The 19204-nt window shown below is 68.8% G+C and carries 24 protein-coding genes; 11 read left to right on the forward strand and 13 right to left on the reverse strand.

What is annotated here, in order from left to right:
* Window positions 1-153 precede the first annotated feature (153 nt).
* Window positions 154-354, reverse strand: a complete 201-nt coding sequence (locus tag ACIRQP_RS08270; protein WP_403885214.1) for a DUF397 domain-containing protein — start codon at window positions 352-354, stop codon at window positions 154-156.
* Complete coding sequence (locus tag ACIRQP_RS08275) at window positions 354-1169, reverse strand: helix-turn-helix domain-containing protein (RefSeq protein WP_403885217.1); 816 nt, start codon at window positions 1167-1169, stop codon at window positions 354-356. Before ACIRQP_RS08275 ends, ACIRQP_RS08270 begins: the two co-directional genes overlap by 1 nt.
* A gap of 120 nt (window positions 1170-1289) precedes the next feature.
* On the opposite strand from ACIRQP_RS08275, the gene ACIRQP_RS08280 reads away from it, so the two are divergent.
* Window positions 1290-1463, forward strand: coding sequence for a hypothetical protein (locus ACIRQP_RS08280; RefSeq protein WP_403885219.1), 174 nt, complete (start codon window positions 1290-1292; stop codon window positions 1461-1463).
* 166 nt (window positions 1464-1629) lie between these two features.
* Here the strand turns inward: ACIRQP_RS08280 and ACIRQP_RS08285 are convergent, their stop codons facing one another.
* The 7 genes from ACIRQP_RS08285 to ACIRQP_RS08315 all read right to left on the reverse strand — a co-directional run bounded on the left by ACIRQP_RS08285 (window position 1630) and on the right by ACIRQP_RS08315 (window position 6789).
* Window positions 1630-1827 carry a hypothetical protein gene (locus ACIRQP_RS08285; protein WP_403885222.1) on the reverse strand — a complete coding sequence of 66 codons (198 nt, stop codon included), beginning with the start codon at window positions 1825-1827 and terminating at the stop codon, window positions 1630-1632.
* Window positions 1828-1905: 78 nt separating this feature from the next.
* Window positions 1906-2493, reverse strand: coding sequence for a hypothetical protein (locus tag ACIRQP_RS08290; RefSeq protein ID WP_403885225.1), 588 nt, complete (start codon window positions 2491-2493; stop codon window positions 1906-1908).
* A 124-nt stretch (window positions 2494-2617) separates the two neighbouring features.
* Window positions 2618-3406: a succinate dehydrogenase iron-sulfur subunit gene (locus ACIRQP_RS08295; protein WP_403885227.1), complete on the reverse strand. Its 789-nt coding sequence runs from the start codon at window positions 3404-3406 to the stop codon at window positions 2618-2620.
* A complete protein-coding gene (gene sdhA / locus ACIRQP_RS08300) occupies window positions 3406-5160 on the reverse strand; it encodes a succinate dehydrogenase flavoprotein subunit (protein WP_403885230.1) in 1755 nt (584 codons plus the stop codon). The genes ACIRQP_RS08295 and sdhA overlap by 1 nt, the downstream gene beginning before the upstream one ends.
* A gap of 19 nt (window positions 5161-5179) precedes the next feature.
* Window positions 5180-5671: a succinate dehydrogenase hydrophobic membrane anchor subunit gene (locus ACIRQP_RS08305; RefSeq protein ID WP_403885233.1), complete on the reverse strand. Its 492-nt coding sequence runs from the start codon at window positions 5669-5671 to the stop codon at window positions 5180-5182.
* Window positions 5672-5681: 10 nt separating this feature from the next.
* Complete coding sequence (gene sdhC / locus ACIRQP_RS08310; protein WP_356515869.1) at window positions 5682-6062, reverse strand: succinate dehydrogenase, cytochrome b556 subunit; 381 nt, start codon at window positions 6060-6062, stop codon at window positions 5682-5684.
* A gap of 169 nt (window positions 6063-6231) precedes the next feature.
* A complete protein-coding gene (locus tag ACIRQP_RS08315) occupies window positions 6232-6789 on the reverse strand; it encodes a 2-oxo-4-hydroxy-4-carboxy-5-ureidoimidazoline decarboxylase (RefSeq protein ID WP_403885236.1) in 558 nt (185 codons plus the stop codon).
* Between the two features lie 439 nt (window positions 6790-7228).
* On the opposite strand from ACIRQP_RS08315, the gene ACIRQP_RS08320 reads away from it, so the two are divergent.
* From ACIRQP_RS08320 to ACIRQP_RS08335, 4 genes are all read left to right on the forward strand, one after another.
* Entirely contained in the window at window positions 7229-8854 is a 1626-nt protein-coding gene (locus ACIRQP_RS08320) for a glycoside hydrolase family 20 protein (protein ID WP_403885239.1), read from the forward strand.
* 175 nt (window positions 8855-9029) lie between these two features.
* Window positions 9030-9560, forward strand: coding sequence for a hypothetical protein (locus ACIRQP_RS08325; RefSeq protein ID WP_403885242.1), 531 nt, complete (start codon window positions 9030-9032; stop codon window positions 9558-9560).
* 114 nt (window positions 9561-9674) lie between these two features.
* Window positions 9675-10283: a hypothetical protein gene (locus ACIRQP_RS08330; RefSeq protein ID WP_403885245.1), complete on the forward strand. Its 609-nt coding sequence runs from the start codon at window positions 9675-9677 to the stop codon at window positions 10281-10283.
* Between the two features lie 656 nt (window positions 10284-10939).
* Entirely contained in the window at window positions 10940-11719 is a 780-nt protein-coding gene (locus ACIRQP_RS08335; protein ID WP_403885248.1) for an Fpg/Nei family DNA glycosylase, read from the forward strand.
* 161 nt (window positions 11720-11880) lie between these two features.
* Here the strand turns inward: ACIRQP_RS08335 and ACIRQP_RS08340 are convergent, their stop codons facing one another.
* Window positions 11881-12207 (reverse strand): plasmid stabilization protein, encoded by a 327-nt coding sequence (locus tag ACIRQP_RS08340; RefSeq protein WP_403885251.1) that lies wholly within the window; start codon window positions 12205-12207, stop codon window positions 11881-11883.
* Between the two features lie 122 nt (window positions 12208-12329).
* On the opposite strand from ACIRQP_RS08340, the gene ACIRQP_RS08345 reads away from it, so the two are divergent.
* The 6 genes from ACIRQP_RS08345 (at window position 12330) to ACIRQP_RS08370 (ending at window position 16892) form a co-directional block, all read left to right on the forward strand.
* Window positions 12330-12881: an isochorismatase family cysteine hydrolase gene (locus ACIRQP_RS08345; protein ID WP_403885254.1), complete on the forward strand. Its 552-nt coding sequence runs from the start codon at window positions 12330-12332 to the stop codon at window positions 12879-12881.
* A gap of 473 nt (window positions 12882-13354) precedes the next feature.
* Entirely contained in the window at window positions 13355-13870 is a 516-nt protein-coding gene (locus tag ACIRQP_RS08350; protein ID WP_403885257.1) for an SRPBCC family protein, read from the forward strand.
* Window positions 13867-15495 (forward strand): phytoene desaturase family protein, encoded by a 1629-nt coding sequence (locus ACIRQP_RS08355; RefSeq protein WP_403885260.1) that lies wholly within the window; start codon window positions 13867-13869, stop codon window positions 15493-15495. The genes ACIRQP_RS08350 and ACIRQP_RS08355 overlap by 4 nt, the downstream gene beginning before the upstream one ends.
* Window positions 15496-15592: 97 nt before the next feature.
* On the forward strand, window positions 15593-16201 hold the full coding sequence (locus tag ACIRQP_RS08360; protein ID WP_403885397.1) for a GvpL/GvpF family gas vesicle protein: 609 nt from the start codon (window positions 15593-15595) through the stop codon (window positions 16199-16201).
* The gene (locus tag ACIRQP_RS08365) at window positions 16198-16485 is read left to right on the forward strand and encodes a gas vesicle protein (protein WP_403885262.1); all 288 of its coding nucleotides are present in this window, start codon (window positions 16198-16200) and stop codon (window positions 16483-16485) included. The genes ACIRQP_RS08360 and ACIRQP_RS08365 overlap by 4 nt, the downstream gene beginning before the upstream one ends.
* Window positions 16482-16892, forward strand: a complete 411-nt coding sequence (locus ACIRQP_RS08370; protein ID WP_403885265.1) for a gas vesicle protein K — start codon at window positions 16482-16484, stop codon at window positions 16890-16892. Before ACIRQP_RS08365 ends, ACIRQP_RS08370 begins: the two co-directional genes overlap by 4 nt.
* 203 nt (window positions 16893-17095) lie before the next feature.
* Here ACIRQP_RS08370 and ACIRQP_RS08375 read toward each other — a convergent pair whose 3' ends face one another.
* The 3 genes from ACIRQP_RS08375 to ACIRQP_RS08385 are packed head-to-tail and all read right to left on the reverse strand — an operon-like array spanning window position 17096 to window position 19087.
* Entirely contained in the window at window positions 17096-18136 is a 1041-nt protein-coding gene (locus ACIRQP_RS08375) for an iron-containing redox enzyme family protein (protein WP_403885268.1), read from the reverse strand.
* Complete coding sequence (locus ACIRQP_RS08380; protein ID WP_403885271.1) at window positions 18133-18420, reverse strand: CDGSH iron-sulfur domain-containing protein; 288 nt, start codon at window positions 18418-18420, stop codon at window positions 18133-18135. Before ACIRQP_RS08380 ends, ACIRQP_RS08375 begins: the two co-directional genes overlap by 4 nt.
* On the reverse strand, window positions 18404-19087 hold the full coding sequence (locus tag ACIRQP_RS08385; protein ID WP_403885274.1) for a HemK2/MTQ2 family protein methyltransferase: 684 nt from the start codon (window positions 19085-19087) through the stop codon (window positions 18404-18406). Before ACIRQP_RS08385 ends, ACIRQP_RS08380 begins: the two co-directional genes overlap by 17 nt.
* Window positions 19088-19204 lie beyond the last annotated feature (117 nt).

The raw sequence follows: 19204 nt of genomic DNA on the forward strand, positions 1-19204 counted from the left end.
CGATGCGGGGTGTCGTGTTCTGCACGGCGAAGGGCAGTTCTGGGGCGGGTGCGGGCATGCGGCTGTGGTCCTTCCGGCACGGATGCCCGCCCCCTCGGTCGACGCGATGGACGGCGTGGACGGTTGAGACATCTGGCGGTCCTGGCGGACGGGTTAGACGGTGGCGGTCTTGGCGAAGGCGACGAAGGCGGTCCAGGACGCGTCGGAGGCGATGAGGATGGGGCCGGTGGGATTCTTGGAGTCCCGGACGGGAACGGTGTGGGCGATGCCGTCGCCTATTTCCACGCAGTTTCCACCGTTGGTGCTGTAACTGCTGCTCCGCCACTCGACGGACAGCGTGTTCGCACTGGCCATTACTTCAGTCCTTTCAGATGCGTACCGATCAGATCGGCGGACTTCTCGGGCGACAGGGCGTCTGCCCTCAGCAGATCATAGGCATGCGAGGCGGCAGCAACCTCGTTCGAATCCAAGGCAATTCGGCCTTGCGAGAAGCCATCGACGTAGAGCACGTCAGGGCCTTCGGTGAAGCTCAAGACCGTGAATGGTCCGGCCAGCCCGGCGTGAGCCGCAACAGTGCTTGGCACGACCTGGATTACGGAGCGCGGATCCTGCCCGTGTTCGAGGAGTCGTTCAAGCTGCTGCCGCATGACGGAAGCCCCGCCGATCTGTCGTCGTAACGTGTTCTCGTCGATGATGAACCAGATCCGTGGCGGCGCGTCCCGCTCGAATACCGCTTGGCGAGTCATGCGGGCGGCAACCAAGTCGTCAAGGTTGTCCGGTCGTACGGCGCTGAGCATCGCACGGGCGTAGTCCTCGGTCTGCAACAGTCCCGGGATGATCTGACTCTCGAAGACGCGCATGGCCGTGGCATCCCGTTCCAGCTCGACAAACGGTAAGAACCACGACGGGTATGCGTAGGTGATGACGAGCGGGTACAGGCGTCCGAAATGGCCGTCCGTGCCGAACGCTGTGTCCAGGTCGCAAGCCAAGTCCTCAGAGGGCACCCGCTTGGCCGACTCCACCTTGCTGATCATGGATTGCGTCGTGTGCGCCCGTACAGCGGCTTCATCCTGCGATACGTCCGCCGCGGTGCGAATTCGCTTCAATTCGCTTCCGAAGAAGGCCAGAAGTGACGAGGTGGGGTCAGGGCCATCGGTCTCTGCCGTCATCTGAGTATCCCTCCGTTATGACGAACTCCGTGTCATGGGCTGATGCCTGGTGAACACGCTTGTGGGCGCCGAAGCTTGAACACACAAAGCAAGCACGCGATAACGGAAGGTACATCTCTCATGACCGAACAAGCCACCGATACGAGGTCGGACGACCCGGACGAGTTGGCCGCGACGGTTGAGGCGGGGGGCTTCTGGCGGTTGGTGCCCGCGTGGGTGCCACGGGACTTCGTCGAACCGACGCCCGCGCTGTTGGAGCATGTGGAGTGCGGGCTCAGGCGGTTGGTCGCATGACGGGGAGTGAGGCGCGCCGGCGCCTGTCGCTGTTGATCGCCACGTTCGGGACAGACGGCGTCCTCTTGGTACGGAAGGGCGCCCCCGGTGCGGAAGGCGCGGACCTGGCCCCGGCGTCGGCGCTCACGTGGCCGCCGTGCGAGTGCGGCGATCCGATGTGCCCGGACTACGAGCCGCCGTCGGCGCCGCCTGTCGGCGGGGGTGGTGGGCCCTGAGGCGAGGCCGGCGCCGTCGGTTCGGCGTCGTCGCGCGGCTGCTGGAGCGACGGAGGCAACGCCTCGCGTATCGGCGGCTCCACCGTGCGCTGCTCGGCGCGGTCCAGGAACCGGATGAGGCCGTCTTGTTCGAGAGGATCTTCGGCCACCCACCGCCGGAGGAGAAGCGCACGCCGTGAGGTCGGGTGCGGGTCCCGGCCCGCCCCGGCCACCCCTCGACCCCTACATCACATCGCGCTGAGCGAGCGCGCGTAGCTGATCTGGCCCATGACCATCTGGAACGTGCCCGCGTGATGGGCCGGGATCATCGTCGAGTGGTGCCTGCCGCCGCTGGTGACCGTGACCTGGATGAAGCCCGTCGTCGTCTTCTCCTTCATCAGGAGGAAGAGCAGCCCGAGCAGACAGAAGATGAAGAAGACGATGGCCAGGATGATGGCGTGCGTCGGGATCTTCTCCTCCGTACGGGACATGTCCGTCGCGTTCCAGACCGCGCCCCTCAGGGGCAGCGTGCCCGACGGGGTGATGATCGAGTCGCCCACGACCGTGATGTCACCGATCGACACCAGCGGCGTCCCGGCGGCGCCCGTCGGTACCGGGTACGGGGCGCCGGACTGCGGATAGCCGTAACCCGGGGCGGGGTTGGCGCCGGGGTAGCCGTAGCCGACGGCGGCGCCCGGTGCTCCGTCGGCGAGCGTCGGGTTGGGGAAGTCGTACTCCGGGACCCCCGGCCTGCCGGTCGGCGAGGTGCCCGGCGGCGTGCCCGGCGTCGGCCCCCATGTGTACTCCCCGTCCGCGTACGGATTGGGCTCAGTCATCTCTTCATCTCCCCGTTCCCCTGGGCCTGTCGACAGGATCGATCCTGACACAGGAAGGGCCCGTTTCTGTATGACGTACCTACAGAAACGAGCCCTTCGGAGCCCGGTGCTCAGCCCCGTGTGTTCAGAAGCGGCGCGTGATCAGCGCGCGCTTGACTTCCTGGATCGCCTTCGTTACCTCGATACCGCGCGGGCAGGCGTCCGTGCAGTTGAACGTCGTGCGGCAACGCCACACGCCGTCCTTGTCGTTGAGGATCTCAAGCCGCTGCTCCCCGGCCTCGTCACGCGAGTCGAAGATGAAGCGGTGCGCGTTCACGATCGCGGCGGGACCGAAGTACTGCCCGTCGTTCCAGAAGACCGGGCACGACGACGTGCACGCCGCACACAGGATGCACTTGGTGGTGTCGTCGAAGCGCTCGCGGTCCTCGGCGGACTGGAGCCGCTCGCGCGTCGGCTCGTTGCCGGTGGTGACGAGGAAGGGCATCACATCGCGGTACGCCTGGAAGAACGGGTCCATGTCCACGATCAGGTCCTTGAGGACCGTGAGTCCCTTTATTGCCTCGATCGTGACGGGCTTGCCGACGGCCCCGGTCTTGTCCGTGGAGATGATGTCCTTGATCAGCGTCTTGCACGCCAGCCGGTTACGGCCGTTGATACGCATCGCGTCGGAGCCGCAGATGCCGTGCGCGCAGGAGCGCCGGAAGGTGAGTGTGCCGTCGATGTCCCACTTGATCTTGTGGAGGGCGTCGAGCACGCGCTCCTTCGGATCGATGTCGATCCGGAAGTCCTCCCACTCGGCCTCGGCGGAGACCTCCGGGTTGAAGCGGCGGATCCGGAACGTGACCGCGATGAGATGCGAGGAGGTGGAGTCCGCCTCCAGCGCCTCCAGCTTGTCCATGGTCGGGGTAGCCATCAGTACTTACGCTCCATCGGCTGGTAGCGGGTCTGGACGACCGGCTTGTAGTCGAGCCTGATCGACTCGGTGCCGTCGTCGCCCACCTCGCGGTACGCCATGGTGTGGCGCATGAAGTTGACGTCGTCGCGGTTCGGGTAGTCCTCGCGGTAGTGGCCGCCGCGCGATTCCTTGCGCGCCAGGGCCGAGATCGCCATCACCTCGGCGAGGTCGAGCAGGTTGCCCAGCTCGATGGCCTCCAGCAGGTCCGTGTTGAACCGCTTGCCCTTGTCCTGGACGGACACGTTCAGATAGCGCTCGCGCAGCTCGGCGATCTTCGCGACCGCCGTCTTGATCGTCTGCTCGGTGCGGAACACCATCACATTGGCGTCCATGCACTCCTGGAGCTCCAGGCGCAGCGTGGCGACCCGCTCCTTGCCCGTGGAGTCCCGCAGCCGCTCGACCTGGGCCTCGACCAGCGACGCCGGGTCGTCGGGAAGCTCGACGTAGTCGTGCTGCGCGGCGTACTCGGCGGCGGCGATGCCCGAACGGCGTCCGAAGACGTTGATGTCCAGCAGCGAGTTGGTGCCCAGCCGGTTGGCGCCGTGCACCGAGACGCACGCGACCTCGCCGGCCGCGTACAGACCGGGAACGACCGTCGTGTTGTCCGTGAGGACCTCACCCTGGACGTTGGTGGGGATGCCGCCCATGGCGTAGTGCGCGGTCGGCTGGATCGGGATCGGGTCCGTGTACGGCTCGATGCCCAGGTACGTACGGGCGAACTCGGTGATGTCGGGCAGCTTGGCGTCCAGCTGCTCCGGCGGGAGGTGCGTCAGGTCCAGATAGACGTGGTCGCCCTCGGGACCGCAGCCGCGGCCCTCGCGGATCTCCGTATAGATGGAGCGCGAGACGACATCGCGCGAGGCGAGGTCCTTCATGACGGGCGCGTACTTCTCCATGAAGCGCTCGCCGTCCTTGTTGCGCAGGATGCCGCCCTCACCGCGGGCGCCCTCCGTGAGCAGGATGCCCATGCGCCAGATGCCCGTCGGGTGGAACTGGAAGAACTCCATGTCCTCCAGCGGCAGTCCGCGCCGGTAGCAGGCGGCCTGGCCGTCGCCGGTCAGGGTGTGCGCGTTGGAGGTCACCTTGAAGAACTTGCCGGTGCCGCCGGACGCGTAGATGACCGCCTTCGCCTGGAAGACATGGATCTCGCCGGTGGCGAGCTCGTACGCGACGACCCCGGCGGACACCTTGACGCCGTCGACCTCGGTCAGCAGCTGGTCCAGGACGTAGAACTCGTTGAAGAACTCCACGCCCTCCTTGACGCAGTTCTGGTACAGCGTCTGGAGGATCATGTGGCCCGTACGGTCCGCGGCGTAGCAGGACCGGCGGACCGGCGCCTCGCCGTGGTTACGGGAGTGACCGCCGAAGCGGCGCTGGTCGATGGTGCCGTCCGGGGTCCGGTTGAACGGCAGGCCCATCTTCTCCAGGTCGAGGACCGCGTCGATGGCCTCCTTCGCCAGGATCTCGGCGGCGTCCTGGTCGACCAGGTAGTCGCCGCCCTTGATCGTGTCGAAGGTGTGCCACTCCCAGTTGTCCTCCTCCACGTTGGCGAGCGCGGCGGCCATGCCGCCCTGCGCGGCGCCCGTGTGGGACCGGGTCGGGTACAGCTTCGTCAGCACGGCGGTACGGCTGCGCTTGGTCGACTCGATGGCCGCGCGCATACCGGCGCCACCGGCGCCGACGATGACGGTGTCGTACTTATGGATCTTCATTGTCTCGTCAGCCCCGGCTTTAGCGGATGTTCGGGTCGAAGGTGAAGATCACCAGCGAGCCCAGAAGGATGGTGAACACCGTGGCGGTGTACAGCAGGCCCTTGAGCCACAGGCGCGTGTTGGCGCGCTCCGCGTAGTCGTTGATGATCGTGCGGAGGCCATTCGCCCCGTGAAGCATCGCCAGCCACAGCATCAGCAGGTCCCAGACCTGCCAGAACGGGGAGGCCCAGCGGCCGGCCACGAAGGCGAAGCCGATCTTGGACACGCCGCCGTCCAGCACCAGCTGGATCAACAGGTGACCGAGGACCAGCACGACCAGTACGACACCGGACAGCCGCATGAAGAGCCACGCGGCCATCTCGAAGTTGCCGCGGGTCGCCTTCGGGGTCTTGTTGGTCCGCTGACGCGGCGCCTCGATGACGGGCGCCGGGTGATCGACGTCGTACAGGCTCTCGCCCTCGACGACACCGATCGCGGAAGAGGTCTCAGTGACTGTGTTGTTGGAAGACATCGGCGGACTCTCAGCTCCCGAAGACTTCGCGCACGGCGTGGCCGAGCACGGGGTAGAGGGCGCCGACCATCAGGATGAACCAGATGCCCACGGCGGTCCACAGCATCTGCTTCTGGTAGCGCGGGCCCTTGGACCAGAAGTCCACGGCGATGACGCGCAGGCCGTTGAGCGCGTGGAAGAGAATGGCGGCCACAAGGCCGTACTCGAGCAGCGCTACGACCGGCGTCTTGTAGATCGCGACGGTGTCGTCGTATGCCTCGGGTGAGACACGGACGAGAGCGGTGTCCAGCACGTGTACGAACAGGAAGAAGAAGATGAGCACGCCGGTGACTCGATGAGCCACCCACGACCACATTCCTTCCCGGCCGCGGTACAGCGTTCCAGCCGGCACGGAAAAACCCTCCGGGAGCGGGGATCGGGGCCGGCCGCCATCTTCTACTCAATCAAGCACAGTGGTGTCGGTCGCGCCCGGCCGGGTACGGTCCACCGGCCCCGGCCATCGTAGCGACGACTTGTCGGTTCGTTCGCCCGGGGGCCCATAGGTGTGATCAAACAGGCAATCAAACAGGCACGGACGGGCTACCGGGACAGCCTGAATGCCCGTCTCCGGCTATGTGGTCGGCCGTGACCGCGGCGGATCCTGCCGCTCCGGCCGTGAGGCCGGAGGCGAGCAGCCGGGCCAGCCGGCCCCGGGCGAGTCGGCGCAGTTCGTCGGCGGAGACGGATCTCTCGTGGTCCGGGTCGTGGGAGAGCCGGGTGCGGATACCGGCCAGTACGTGGTCGAGGTACTCCTCCGGGCGGTGGCCGTCGAGGCTGATCACGAAGGCGTGGCCGAAGCTGCTCTCGTACGCGGCGTGCGCGGCGCGCAGCGCGGTCCTGGCCGCCGCGGGCGCGCTGTGGGGCGGGCCCGAGGACGCCTCGGCGGCGAGTGCCTCGGCGAGGTCGGCGTGGGAGAGGTCGTAGCTCGCCTCGTCGGCGCCCGCGAGCAGCGAATCGACGTCGTGGTACGGACGGTGCGCGGCCATCCGCTGGGCCCACCGACGGCTGCCGCAGCAGGCGAGCAGCGCGGCCTGGGCGAGGCCCGGCGGGAGGGCGTTGAAACGGCGGAGGCCGTTCATGAGCTCGTTCGCGCGGCCATCGGCGGGGTCGTTCGTATGGCCGGTCGTGTGGTGGCCGGTCGTGTGGCCGGCGTGGGACGCGCGGGACAGCGTGGGCTCCTCGAACGCGGCGGGACGGCTGCGGTGTGACAGAAGTAGTGCGACATGCGCAGTGCGTGAGGGACGCGATGGGCGGACGAGACGACGGGCGTACTGGCGCAAGACGAGACGACAGGCGTACTGAGAGACGTGATCACATGAGATGTGGTTGAGCGCGGAGTGGTAATTGCTTCGTCAACGTTATCGACGCTCCGCGGAGGACGTCCGGCGGATGCGCGATTTTCACCCGGATGGGAGAGTTTCGACGCGCGCGATGGACGCCGCCGTGCGACCTTCGCGGTATTCGTCGTAATCCCGTCGCACTTTCGCTGGACAGCCGCACACAGGAGGTTTACGAGTGATGTCGTCATCAAAGGGTGCCCGAGCCGCCGGAGCGGTCGTCGCGCTGGCCGCCGCCGTCTCGGTGTCGGCATGTGGCTCCACGGGCACGGGTTCCGGTTCACCGAGTGACGCGCGGTCGCGGTCGGCGGCCGCCTCCGGGCAGGCGGACCGTTCCGCCGTGAGCCCCACGCCGTCACCCACACGGTCGTATCCGCTCTCCAGCTCGCCGCGCGGCATACCCTCCGTACGGAAACACGAGGCGGCGCGCGGTCCCGGCTGGAGACCCGCCTCGAACAGCGGGGTCGTCATAGCCAAGGGCGGTGAGGGCCTCGCCGACGAGGGCCAGCTGCTCGCCAAGGAGCTGAAGATCGGCTACCGGGGCGAGGTCGCGGCGCGGGCCGGCGATGTCGAGCTGGCGCTGAAGAGCGGCGGTGGCTCCGCCGAGTCGTACACGCTCACCACGAGCGGTGGCCGGGTGCTGATCACCGGACCCGGCCAGGCCGGGGTCTTCTACGGCACCCGCACGCTCAAGCAGTCCATCCTCGCCGACGGCGTGATGCCGGAGGGCGTCGTACAGGACAGCCCCGCCCGCCCGCAGCGCGGGCTGAACCTCGACATCGCCCGCAAGTACTACACGCCGGGCTGGATCGAGGCCCGGATGCGCGAGATGGCGGACCTCAAGCTCAACCAGCTGGGTCTGCACTTCTCCGACGACCAGGGCTTCCGCATAGAGTCCAGGACCCACCCGGAGATCGTCTCCGCGCAGCATCTCTCCAGGGCCGACGTCAAGAAGATCCTGGAGCTCGGCGAACAGCTGCACATCACCGTCGTGCCGGAGATCGACTCACCGGGACACCTGGGAGCGGTCCTGCGCGCCTACCCCTCGCTCCAGCTGCGCAACGTGAACGGGGTGCCCACGAAGGGTGCGATCGACATCTCGCAGCCCGCGGCGGCGAAGCTCATCGACGAACTGGACCGGGAGTTCGCCCAGCTGTTCAACGGGCCGTACTGGAACCTCGGCGCCGACGAGTACCAGGCGCTGGTCGTGTCCGACCCCGAGGCGTCGTACCCGAAGCTGGCGAAACTCGCGGTCCAGAAGTACGGGCCGAATGCCACGCTCCAGGATCTGACGACCGCCTGGACGAACGACCGGGCCGCGGCGCTGGCTCCGTACAAGAAGACGGTCAAGGTCTGGAACGACGGCGTCTTCCGGGGCGGTGTCGTGAAGGCCGATCCGGCCCTGGAGGTCCAGTACTGGACCGGCCGGGAGATCGGGGCCCGGCCCCCCGTGGAGTATCTGAACGAGGGGCGCAAGGTCGTGAACTTCAACGACGAGTACCTGTACTACGTGCTCGGCCAGCCGAACAACTTCGTCTACCCGACCGGGAAGCGGATCTACGAGCAGTGGACCCCGCTGGTCCTGCGCGGGACGACGCCGGTGCCCGAGCGGTACTCGAAGCAGATCCAGGGCGGGCTGTTCGCGGTCTGGGGCGACTTCCCGAACGCGCAGACCCAGGACCAGGTGGCGATCGGGATCAGGCTGCCGCTGGCGGCGATTTCCCAGAAGCTGTGGAACCCGGCCGAACCGACCCTGAGCTGGAGCGGGTTCCAGTCGCTGGCGGCGAAGGTGACCAGCGCCGGATGACCGGCTGAGAGGTGGGGCGGCGGGCGCGGCAGGCGCGAGAGTGGCGGCGCCTGCCGCGCCGTGCGTTGTGGACGAGAAGTGGCGGCCTTGTGGCGGATCCGTGCCGCCGAGGCCGGGGTCATACGGGCCGGGTGAGGCTGTAGCCCTCATATGCGTGGGTACGGGGGAGCGGGATATGGGTTTCTGGGGCTATTTCGTCGTGGGCGGGAGCGAGCGTCCCCTCGCCGAGCAGCCGGCGCTGGCGGCCGTGCGCCACGATCTGACGCTCCATCAACAGAGGGCGGACGGCTGGCAGGTGTGGCGGCACCCGAGCGAGCCCGATATCGGTGACATGGGCGCGCTGGCCAGGTCCATGGGATCGCCGGTGCTCTTCGGCTTCGTCATGGGCAGCGAATGCGTGGCGGTGGAGGCCGCGGCTCCTGAGAGCGGGTCCTGGTACGCCTGTCTGGCACGGGAGCCGATGGCCCGTCATCTCGCCGTGAACGACATGGTTCTCGAAGAGCTCTTCCTGTCGGCGGAGGACGCGACGCGACGGGCCGTCGCCTGGGCCACGGAGGCGGGCAGCGCGGTGAGCGCCGCCGTGGAGCCCTGGACGCTCCTCGAAGTGCTGCGCCTGCAGCGGCCGGAATCATTCGCCGAGGAGTTGTTCTTCCGCCTTCTCGACGGGCTCGGAATCCCAGGCGTACCGGAAAAACCCGGCGTATAGCTCTACGGAGCGAGCCGAGGGCATGGCTCCGGACGATCTACGAGTGACGTATTCCAGCCGTGCGACGCAGTAGGGGGCAAGGGGGCAGTACTGCGTCCGTGACGGGAGACGTGAATGAGCCTGGTGAAGCTGATCGCGGAAGCGGATGAGCGCGGCCTTGCCGCGAGCGGGCTCGCCTGCCTCGACCGGTGCCTGCCGCTGCTCGCCGAGGAGACCGAGGTCCTGCGACCGCTGTGGGCGGGCGTCGTCAGCGGCGAACGGGGCTGGCCGGAGCGGCTGTCGGTGTCAAGGGAGGCCCTGGACGCCGTGTGCGGCCCGGCCCCCGACGTCACCACCGCGCTCGTACGGACCATGCTCGGCGCCGCGCCCTCGGAGTGGGCGGCCGGTCCGCTGCGGTCCTGGGCGGACACCTGCTCGGTCGTCGCGCTGGAGATCCATCAGCAGTTCGACCCGGTGGGAGAGGGCGGCCCCGCCGCCGCGGCGGAACGGCTCGCGCGGTGCCGCGAGGACACCGGCGCGGTGACGGACGCGGCGGACGGCGCGGAGAGCACGGACGGGATCGGGCCGCTGGCCGCCGGTGAACTGCGGCGCCAGATCGCGATCCTGGAGGTCCTCGCCGAGACGGCCGGGGCCGCCGGGGTGCGCCGGGCCCTGGACCTGTCGACCGAGGGGCAGCGGGTGCTGCGCGCGGTGGTCTCGCGCCGGTCGCGGGCGGAGAGCTGAGCGAACGGGAAGAGCCGGTGAGGCCGGTGCGGAGCCGGTGGGGCCGGGGGCGGATGGGGTCGGAGGACCTGGATCTTCAGGGCTCGGCCATCGGGGTGACCGGATCCGTTCGCCCGCATGTGCGTGGATTCCGCATGCGACAAGGGGAGGACGACCGGGGCCGCCACCCCTGGCCTGACTGAGCCATAAAGGGCTTCTGACCAGGAGTTTTGTGGTTCTGGTGCAGGTTCTCGCTTACCGCCTGGATCGGCCCTCATCTAGGTGTTTCTGACTGTTCCTGGCCGCTGTTGGTCACGCGTTGGCCACGCGTCCAACCCGTCGGGTCGGCCCCTGTGGGCTGCCGCGCCAGAGGTTGATAACTCGCCGGTGGGGCGGCCCGCATGGAGGCCAAGGAGTACGTCATGCAGGACGGGGACGTGCGATCGAGTTTCGATTCAACGTCTAGCAGGCGACGTACCGCCACGTCGCCGATGTGGCAAACGTCCAGGTCAGCAGGGTCCGACTCGTGGGAGTCGGGCCCCTAGTTTTTCCGTGCTGGGATGGTGCTGGGGAAACTGTTCCCTCGTCACCCGTCATCACCCCTCCCCATCCCTAACGTGCTGGGATGCCGGTGAGGTCCCCATGCTGAATCGCGGGCTGTACCCCTGCGAGAGGGTGTGCGGGAGTTACCTGATGTCGAAGCGTTTCGCTCCCGTCTCGCGTCCTGCGCCCAGGGGCGGACGATCGAGCGCGTCGAAGTGTACGACGCCGGTGTACTGCACGGTGTGAGCGCGCGGCGGCTCCGCCACGAACTGGAAGGGCGGAGCTTCGCCGAGCCCGAGCGGCGCGGGAAGTGGCTACTCGCCCGTACCGACGGGCCCACCGTGCTCCTGCACTTCGGCATGACCGGACTGCTCGTGTGCTGCCGCCCGGCCGAAGAACTCCACACGCATGACCGCGTCGCGTTCACGGTGGGACATGACCGGCAGCTGCGCTATCGCGACCAGCGCAAGCTCAAGGGCCTCTGGCTGGCGGAGGAGTCCGGCGTCGCCCGGATTCTGGACGGTCAGGGGCCGGACGCGACGCAGATCGCCCGCGGTGACTTCGACAAACTCCTCGGCGGACGGCGCGGAAGCGTCAAGCCGCTCCTCATCGACCAGTCCCGGCTGGCGGGGCTCGGCAATCTGCTGGCCGACGAAATTCTGTGGCGGGCCCGGCTGAACCCGGCTCACCGTGCCGACACACTCACGGAAGAGCAGCGTGGCCGCCTCTACACGGACATGCGGCGCACTCTCCGGTCCGCGGTGCGCGCCGGCCGCGTACCGGCGCGCGATTCCTGGCTCACGGGGCACCGGGACCGTACCGACGCGTCGTGCCCGCGTTGCGGCGAGTCCCTGCGCCGGGGGCGCGTCGCGGGGCGTGGAACGGTGTGGTGCCCCCGGTGCCAGCCAGGCTGATCACGTGATCGTCAACGCGACCTGCGGCACGCCAGGCTCCGGCACAGCCGCCCAACGCCCGATGGTTGGCCGACCGGCAGGGAACGGCGAGCGACGGCCGACGGGGGCCACCAGGGCGTGCACCGCGTAGTATCGCGCCTTCACGCGCTGGGCTGCCCGGGTCAGCGACCGAGGGCCTCGCGGAGTTGCTGCTCGCTCATCGACGAGCGGCCCTCGACGTTCTTCTTCGCTTCCTCGTACAACTGGTCCCTCGTCGGTCCTTGAGGGCCTCTGTGTGAGCGCTCACCGCCACGCTGAGAGGCGGACTTCGGGTCGCGGGTGGAGACCCTGCTGGACGTCTTCGCCTGTCCCGCCCGAGCTCGCTCCTTGTTGACGGAGCGCGAGGCGATCTCCTTGGCACGCTCTTCGGAGGTGCCGCGCTTCTCGGCACCCTCGGATGACGTGCCCGGCGCCTGCCCTCGAAGCGGCACGGCATTCACACGTCGCATCCCCACTTCACCCCGCGAAGCCGCCGCCCGCGACACAGGAGCGCCGGGCGGGCCCAGGCAACACAGCTGGGGAGCCACCCTGACCGGCTAAGCCACGTTGGGAATACCGAACGCTTAATGCCATGGTGGGAGGCATGAAATGCGCAGTAATCGTCATCGATATGATCAACGCCTATGACCACCCCGATGCAGAAAGGCTCCTTCCCACGGTCAGGAATGCGCTGCCCTCCATCGTGAAGCTCCTTGAACGCGCACGAGCAGCGAAAGTTCCTGTCATCTACGTGAACGACAACTTCGGCGAATGGCGGTCGCATCACGGCGAGATCCTGGAGAGGGTCCAGTCCGGGCCGCACGCGGAACTCGTCGATCCCATTCGGCCGGACGGCGAGTCACTGTTCGTCGTCAAGGCCCGGCACTCGATCTTCTACGAAACGCCACTGGCGTACCTGCTCGGTCAGCTGGGCATCGGACGTGTAATCCTGTGCGGACAGGTAACCGAGCAATGTGTCCTGTACTCGGCCCTTGACGCGCACGTCAGACGCTTTGAAGTGACCGTCGCCGACGATGCGGTCGCCCATATCCACGCCGATCTCGCGGACGCCGCTCTGCGTATGATGCAGCGCAACATGAACGCGCAGATCTGCCCCGTCGAACACGTCGCGTTCGCACCCTGACCATGCTGCGGGCGCTCACCAAGAAACTCGAATGGCGGCGAAGCCCCCGTTGCCTCCGCCGGCTATGCATGTCGCGGGACGAACGACGAGGAAACATCCCGCTTGTGGGCGTTTTCGTCCGGCGCCATCACCGCCATTACTGGTAGCCGATCGACCGGCATGGAAACGGTCCACTCCGGCGCAGAGGCAGAATCTCACGTGTTCCGACCATTGCGAGAATGTCCCCGCGAAGTTCCGACGGCCAGGCACCACTTGACTTCAGCCGCCTCGAACACCTGTCGGCCGGACGGCATGCTCGGGACAACGCGGACCGGACACGCGCGCACGGCATACGGCGCGAGCCGGGCCGCCAAATCGCTCATATGGTGCTTTCATCGACGTACGGCGGCATCCGCACCCCCCGAAGGCCATGCGCCTTCCGGGACTCGGACCCGCACTCACCGCAGCTCACAGCGATGCGTCAGGGAGGGCACATGGCCGTACGGCACCAGCTCATCGCTCGCGAACCGGCCGCTGTCTGGAGGGTCCTCTCGGACCCGGCGCGATACGCCGACTGGGTGGTCGGCACGGCACGCTCCTTCCCCAGGGCGGGGCGCTGGCCAGAGGTTGGTTCCTCCCTCACGTACACGGTGCGGCTGGGCTCCAAGGAGTTGCGGGGACATACCGTCGTCCGGCGTCACGAGCCTCCGCAGTGGCTTGAGGTGGAGGCGCACAGCGGGCGTCTCGGCACCGCGCGCATCGCCTTCGACATCCGGTCCTGGGGCGACGAGACGCTCGTGATCGTCGACGAGCACCCGCTGCGCGGCTTCGCCGGTACGGCCCACAACCTCGTCATGGACGCGTTCCTGCAGATCCGGCACCGCGGCATGCTCGCGCGGCTCGCGAACGCGGTGGAACACGACAGCCCCGCCTCGCCCGGCTCTTCCGAGGCCGCTACGTCCGCCCCGCCCGGGGAAAGCACGGCGACCGGAGGAGGGACGGAGCGATGACCGACGCCGTGGTGATCGGAGCCGGACCCAACGGACTCGTGGCGGCCAACCTGCTCGCCGACGCCGGCTGGAGTGTGGAGGTGCTGGAGGAACAGAACGAGCCCGGCGGTGCCGTACGCAGCGACCGCGGAGTCCACCCCGACTACGTGAGCGACGTGTTCAGCGCCTTTTACCCGATGGCCGCGGCCTCACCCGTACTGGCCGGGCTCGACCTGCACGCGGAAGGACTGCGCTGGAGCCATGCCCCTCACGTGGTCGCGCACCCCCTGCGGAACGGACGCTGCGCCGTACTCAACCGCGACCGCCGCTTGACCGCGGCCGGACTGGACACCTTCGCGCCCGGCGACGGCCGGGCCTGGACCGACCTCTGCCGGATCTGGGACCGGCTGCGCGAGGACCTCCTGCGCGCGCTCTTCACCCCCTTTCCACCCGTACGGGCGACAGCCGGGCTCGCGGCCCGGCTGCGCGGAGCGGGCGGACTGCGGCTCGCACGCAGCATGCTCCTGCCGGTACGACGCCTCGGTGAGGAGGAGTTCGCCGGAGAGGGCGGCCGACTGCTGCTCGCGGGCAACGCACTGCACGCCGATCTGGGGCCGGAGTCCGCGGTCAGCGGCGGGTTCGGCTGGCTGATGTCCATGCTCGGCCAGACGTACGGCTTTCCGGTGCCGGTCGGTGGATCGGGCGAGCTGACGGCGGCGCTGGTGAGCCGGTTGCGCCGGCGCGGTGTCGTCGTCCGCTGTGGGGAGCGGGTGACGAGGGTCGTCGTACGGGGTGGCCGGGCGGTGGGGGTCCGCACCGCCACGGGCGAGGCCGTCCCCGTACGCAGAGCCGTCCTGGCGGACGTATCGGCGCCGGATCTGTACCGCGAACTCGTCGGCGCCGACCATCTGCCGTCCCGGATCTGGGAGGATCTGCGCCGCTTCCAGTGGGACTGGGCCACCTTCAAGGTCGACTGGGCCCTTGACGGGCCCGTGCCCTGGACGGCTCCGGAGGCGGCCTCGGCCGGCACCGTGCATCTCGCCGACGGGGTGGACGACCTCACGCGGTTCGCGGCACAGATCGCCATGGGCCGGATCCCCGACCGGCCGTTCGCACTCCTCGGCCAGATGACGACGTCCGACGCGACGCGCTCGCCCGCCGGCACGGAGTCGGCGTGGGCGTACACCCATGTCCCGCACCGCGTCAGGGGAGATGCCGGTCCCGACGGTCTGAAGGGACGGTGGGACGGCGGCGAACAGGAAGCCATGGCCGACCGGATCGAGAAACAGGTCGAGCGGTACGCCCCCGGGTTCCGCCAACGCATCCTGGCCCGCCGCGTCCTCGCGCCGCCCACGCTCCAGGCCGCCGACAGCAATCTGCGCGACGGAGCGGTCAACGGCGGCACAACCGCTCTCCACCAGCAGGCGGTGTTCCGGCCGCTCCCTGGGACCGGCCGCCCCGAGACGCCGGTGCATGGCCTCTATCTGGCCTCCGCGTCCGCCCACCCCGGCGGCGCGGTCCACGGCGCGCCCGGTGCCAACGCGGCCCGCGCCGCACTCCGCGCCCATGGCGTCGGCCGACTGCTCACCACGGCGCAGCGCGCACTCGCCCGCCGAGGCCGCGGAGGCGAGACCGACGGCCCGTGACGCCGCACATCGCACAGTACTAGTAAGGTCAGTTGGGATGAGCTGCGAGGCCGCCTTCGCTCGGCCGTAGACATGGCTGAACAGCGCTCGACGAGCACTGCGCGACAACCGCGTACGCGACATGCTGGACCGGCGTGCGGACGAGTTCGCCTGGTTGCTCGATCGGCTGGCCGGCCATGTGGAGTGGGGTGTCAAGGTCTACGGGCTGCCTCCCCGGCCCCGGATCACAGGCCCCGGCCGCCGTGTCGGCCGCGGCGGACACGAGTCCGGGCCGCGGCGGACACGAGTCCGGGCCGCGGCGGACACGAGTCCGGGCCGCGACTACCTGCGCAGCCGTCAGCGCCAGCGCAGGTCTGGCGAGGATGCCTGGCGGGCGGCCCATGACGCGGTCCTGAGCATCGACGCCGCCGCCCGCGGCCTTGCCGTCGACCGGGTTCAGCACCGCCTCCAGGAGGGGGAGCTCGCCACGGGTCCGGGCTACAACGTCTCCAACGACGCCTATCTCGTGCCCCGGGAACGCGGCGAGGAGTTCCAGACACGGCTCCTTGGCGCCGCCGAGAGTTTCGACGACATCCGTGTGGACATCACCGGGCCGTGGGCCCCGTACTCGTTCACCGCCTCGGACGACACCGACGACGCCCAGGAGACCCACCGCGAAGGCGGCGCCGAAGCCGAAACGACGGAACGGAAGGCGGGAACCCAGTGACCCACAGCGCTCGCCCCGCAGCACAGCCCGTCGACCGCCGGCCATGGGCCGACGACGACGCACACCCCCTTGCCGGTCGGCAGATCGCGCTGATCGATCTCCTCGACCGGCTGCTCACCGGAGGTGTGGTGCTGACCGGCGACCTGACGCTCTCCATCGCGGACGTCGATCTCGTACGGATCTCTCTGCGGGCCCTCATTGTCTCCATTCGCGCGGAACAGCGATCGCCGGAGACGTCCGTCGCGGGCCGTCGTCCCGGACAGGTGTCGGGGAGAGCGCCATGAACCGCCGCGATCGGGGACACGAATCGCCGATTCACGACCTGGATGAGGTCACCCAGGCAGCCTCTGACGTCTTCCGACTGCTGCCCGCGGGCCCGGACGATCTCCCGGCCTCCGAGAACCGGGCCCAACGGCTCTCCCGGCGACTGCATACCGACAAGGACACCGTCGAACGCGGCCTGTTGAAACTGGTGCTCACCATCGTCGAGCTGCTACGGCAGTTGATGGAACGGCAAGCCCTTCACCGGGTCGACCAAGGTGATCTGACCGAGGCTCAGGAAGAGCGTATCGGGATGACCCTCATGCTGCTCCATGACCGCATGACGGAACTGTGTGAACGCTACGACCTCACCATGGAAGACCTCAATTTGGACCTGGGCCCGCTGGGCACCCTGCTGCCCCCGCCGTGAACCAGGCCGGTCGCGGTCTTTGTGGTCCTCGCACCCGGCGGCCGCTCTCGTGCACGTCAGCCGCGCCCCTACGGCGTCCGCCATCAGCAGGGCGCTTCCCGACCTCGCACCTGCCTCCCGGTTATGGCCGTGAAGTCGAATGCCCCAGCGGGCGGCGCGTTACGGCACGGCCCCAGCCTGCCCAATAGCTGTCCGCCCGGGGCCTACCCTGCGCCGTCCTCGGCCGGCTGCAGCGGGAGGCACAGTGCCGACCGGCCCTGCCGCCACTCGTGCAGCAGGTGCGTGCCGAGCCGGCCCTCCAGCAGGCCGGTGGCCTCGACGCCGAAAACCACGTCCGGTTCCAGATGAGGTTCGTCCGCCAGCAGAGGGGTGATGATCTCGTGCCGGACGACTTGTTCGTGGACGGCATCAGCCTCCACGTGTTCGTCGTAGAAGCGTTGCGCGGCCGGTCCGGCATCCTTGCGGCGCATCGCCTCGGCCAGCCGTTGCGAGCCCGGTGAAGAGGTCACCTCGATGGCCGCGAAGTGGCCGATCAGAGCGCCTCGCAGGGTTCGGTGCAGCCCGAGCAGGGACATCATGGTCACCGGAGCCAGCGCCTCGGCGGGTGCCTCGTCGACGTAGCGGCCGTAGCCGCGCTCCAGGCCGAGGTCATCCATCAAGTCGGCGAAGAGGCGCGCGTGCATGTGCTCGGCGCGCCCGGCACCGAACTCGTCGAACTCCACCGCCACCATGGCCGCCTTGGGTCGCCCGTGGAGTCGCGGGATTACCCAGGCATGCGGGTCCGCCTCCTTGAGGTGGTAGAGGGAACGCAGCGCCGCGTACTCGCGTAGTTGTTCCAGTCGGCCCTCATGCTGCAGATAGTGGCTGACGCCTGTGCCGTCGTCGGTGGGCTCTAACAGGATCTGCGCCAGGGCCGCCTCGGCGCTCGCGGCGCCCGGCGTGTCCGCTCGCAGGGCGTCCAGGTAGCGTCGCTCCAGCTCGGCGCGTAGCCGCAGCAGGTCCGGGTCCCACTCTCGGTCGTCGCCGACGCCGTCGAACCCTTGATAGTGCAGCTCATACATTACGTACAGCGCGAGTTGGACATCCCCGCCGTAGGGATCGGTCGCGGACACCACTGCCTCCGGCCCGGGTGGCGGGCGCTGCCCGTCGCGCAGGGACGCCAGTATCGCCGCAGACAGGTCGCCGCGCGGTGTCGGCAGCCCCGGGCGGATGAGTCGGGACTCGATGTACGCCGTCGCGGTCATTCCGGGTCTCCGCCCTTGTCGTCGCGGGTGGGGTGGGAGTCGCCGGCCCAAGGGGCAGTGTCAGTGCCGACGGCGGGTCTGGGCGGCTCGGACGCTCTGCGGCGGTGGCTGGTGTCGCACCACGGGTAGGTGCGGCTACGGCGGCACGTGCACACCGCCACCATGAAGCGTTGCGAGGTGACGGTCACGCCGTCATCGCCCGTGACGGTGACCGGCCCTTCCACCAGCATCGGACCGTTGCGTTCGAGGCGTATCCGGCGGGGGCGTTCAGGGTTGTTCGGCACGTATGACCACCAGTTCCTCTTTGTCTTGTCCTTCGTCCATCAGGCCCCGTCCACCCAGCCATGCCAGTCGGGAACGCATGACCGGCCCGAAGGGGATCAGCATGCGGTCACTGACCTGCGCGCGCAGGCCGGCCTCCGTCAGCCGGTCAATCGTGGTCTCGGTCCCGCACAGCCCGGAGTGGACCATAAGCAGCACGCCCCGGGGCCGAAGCGCGTTCGCGGCGCAGGCGCAGACCTGGTCCACGAGGGCCCGCCCGTCGTGTCCGCCGTTCCAGGCACGGGCCGCTCCGCTTCGCAGCAGTCCGGCCGGGGGCGTGGGGACGTAGGGCGGGTTGCTGATTACCACGTCGTACCGCCCGCCGAACGACGACGCGATCGCGGACAAGTCACGGCGGCAAACCACAACTCGGCGGCGGGACAGTGCGGCGTTTACGCGGGCACACAGCACCGCCCGCCGCGAGACATCGATGGCTGTCACCCGGGCGCCGAGCCGGGCCGCGCCCAGGGCCAGGACTCCGGTCCCGGTGCCGAGGTCGAGAACGTCCATGCCTGGCCCGACGCCCTCTCTGCGAATGGCCCGCATCAGCAGGTGAGAGTCCTGCTGCGGAGCGTAGACACCGGGGATCGCCAGCATGCGCTGCGGTCTGTCGGTTCGTAGTACGGCCATGGAACCACCATCACGTCGTCGTCGGATGAAATCGCGCCCGACCTGTCTTCCAGGGTCGGCGTGACGAGGACGCGGGGCCACTCGGGGCGGTCACGGAACGTGCGTACCGCTGCACCG

The sequence above is a fragment of the Streptomyces sp. NPDC102274 genome, from assembly GCF_044766385.1.
In the GTDB taxonomy this organism is placed as follows: domain Bacteria; phylum Actinomycetota; class Actinomycetes; order Streptomycetales; family Streptomycetaceae; genus Streptomyces.

What these genes read in the sequence shown, in the direction of transcription:
- ACIRQP_RS08305 (WP_403885233.1), bottom strand. Translation starts at nt 5,671, where the DNA reads ATGTCTTCCAACAACACAGTCACTGAGACCTCTTCCGCGATCGGTGTC.
- sdhA (WP_403885230.1), bottom strand. Translation starts at nt 5,160, where the DNA reads ATGAAGATCCATAAGTACGACACCGTCATCGTCGGCGCCGGTGGCGCC.
- ACIRQP_RS08340 (WP_403885251.1), bottom strand. Translation starts at nt 12,207, where the DNA reads ATGCGACGTGTGAATGCCGTGCCGCTTCGAGGGCAGGCGCCGGGCACG.
- ACIRQP_RS08355 (WP_403885260.1), top strand. Translation starts at nt 13,867, where the DNA reads ATGACCGACGCCGTGGTGATCGGAGCCGGACCCAACGGACTCGTGGCG.
- ACIRQP_RS08385 (WP_403885274.1), bottom strand. Translation starts at nt 19,087, where the DNA reads ATGGCCGTACTACGAACCGACAGACCGCAGCGCATGCTGGCGATCCCC.
- ACIRQP_RS08330 (WP_403885245.1), top strand. Translation starts at nt 9,675, where the DNA reads ATGAGCCTGGTGAAGCTGATCGCGGAAGCGGATGAGCGCGGCCTTGCC.
- ACIRQP_RS08345 (WP_403885254.1), top strand. Translation starts at nt 12,330, where the DNA reads ATGGTGGGAGGCATGAAATGCGCAGTAATCGTCATCGATATGATCAAC.
- ACIRQP_RS08320 (WP_403885239.1), top strand. Translation starts at nt 7,229, where the DNA reads ATGTCGTCATCAAAGGGTGCCCGAGCCGCCGGAGCGGTCGTCGCGCTG.
- ACIRQP_RS08375 (WP_403885268.1), bottom strand. Translation starts at nt 18,136, where the DNA reads ATGACCGCGACGGCGTACATCGAGTCCCGACTCATCCGCCCGGGGCTG.
- ACIRQP_RS08295 (WP_403885227.1), bottom strand. Translation starts at nt 3,406, where the DNA reads ATGGCTACCCCGACCATGGACAAGCTGGAGGCGCTGGAGGCGGACTCC.
- ACIRQP_RS08275 (WP_403885217.1), bottom strand. Translation starts at nt 1,169, where the DNA reads ATGACGGCAGAGACCGATGGCCCTGACCCCACCTCGTCACTTCTGGCC.
- ACIRQP_RS08290 (WP_403885225.1), bottom strand. Translation starts at nt 2,493, where the DNA reads ATGACTGAGCCCAATCCGTACGCGGACGGGGAGTACACATGGGGGCCG.
- ACIRQP_RS08280 (WP_403885219.1), top strand. Translation starts at nt 1,290, where the DNA reads ATGACCGAACAAGCCACCGATACGAGGTCGGACGACCCGGACGAGTTG.
- ACIRQP_RS08370 (WP_403885265.1), top strand. Translation starts at nt 16,482, where the DNA reads ATGAACCGCCGCGATCGGGGACACGAATCGCCGATTCACGACCTGGAT.
- ACIRQP_RS08350 (WP_403885257.1), top strand. Translation starts at nt 13,355, where the DNA reads ATGGCCGTACGGCACCAGCTCATCGCTCGCGAACCGGCCGCTGTCTGG.
- ACIRQP_RS08315 (WP_403885236.1), bottom strand. Translation starts at nt 6,789, where the DNA reads ATGAACGGCCTCCGCCGTTTCAACGCCCTCCCGCCGGGCCTCGCCCAG.
- ACIRQP_RS08325 (WP_403885242.1), top strand. Translation starts at nt 9,030, where the DNA reads ATGGGTTTCTGGGGCTATTTCGTCGTGGGCGGGAGCGAGCGTCCCCTC.
- ACIRQP_RS08270 (WP_403885214.1), bottom strand. Translation starts at nt 354, where the DNA reads ATGGCCAGTGCGAACACGCTGTCCGTCGAGTGGCGGAGCAGCAGTTAC.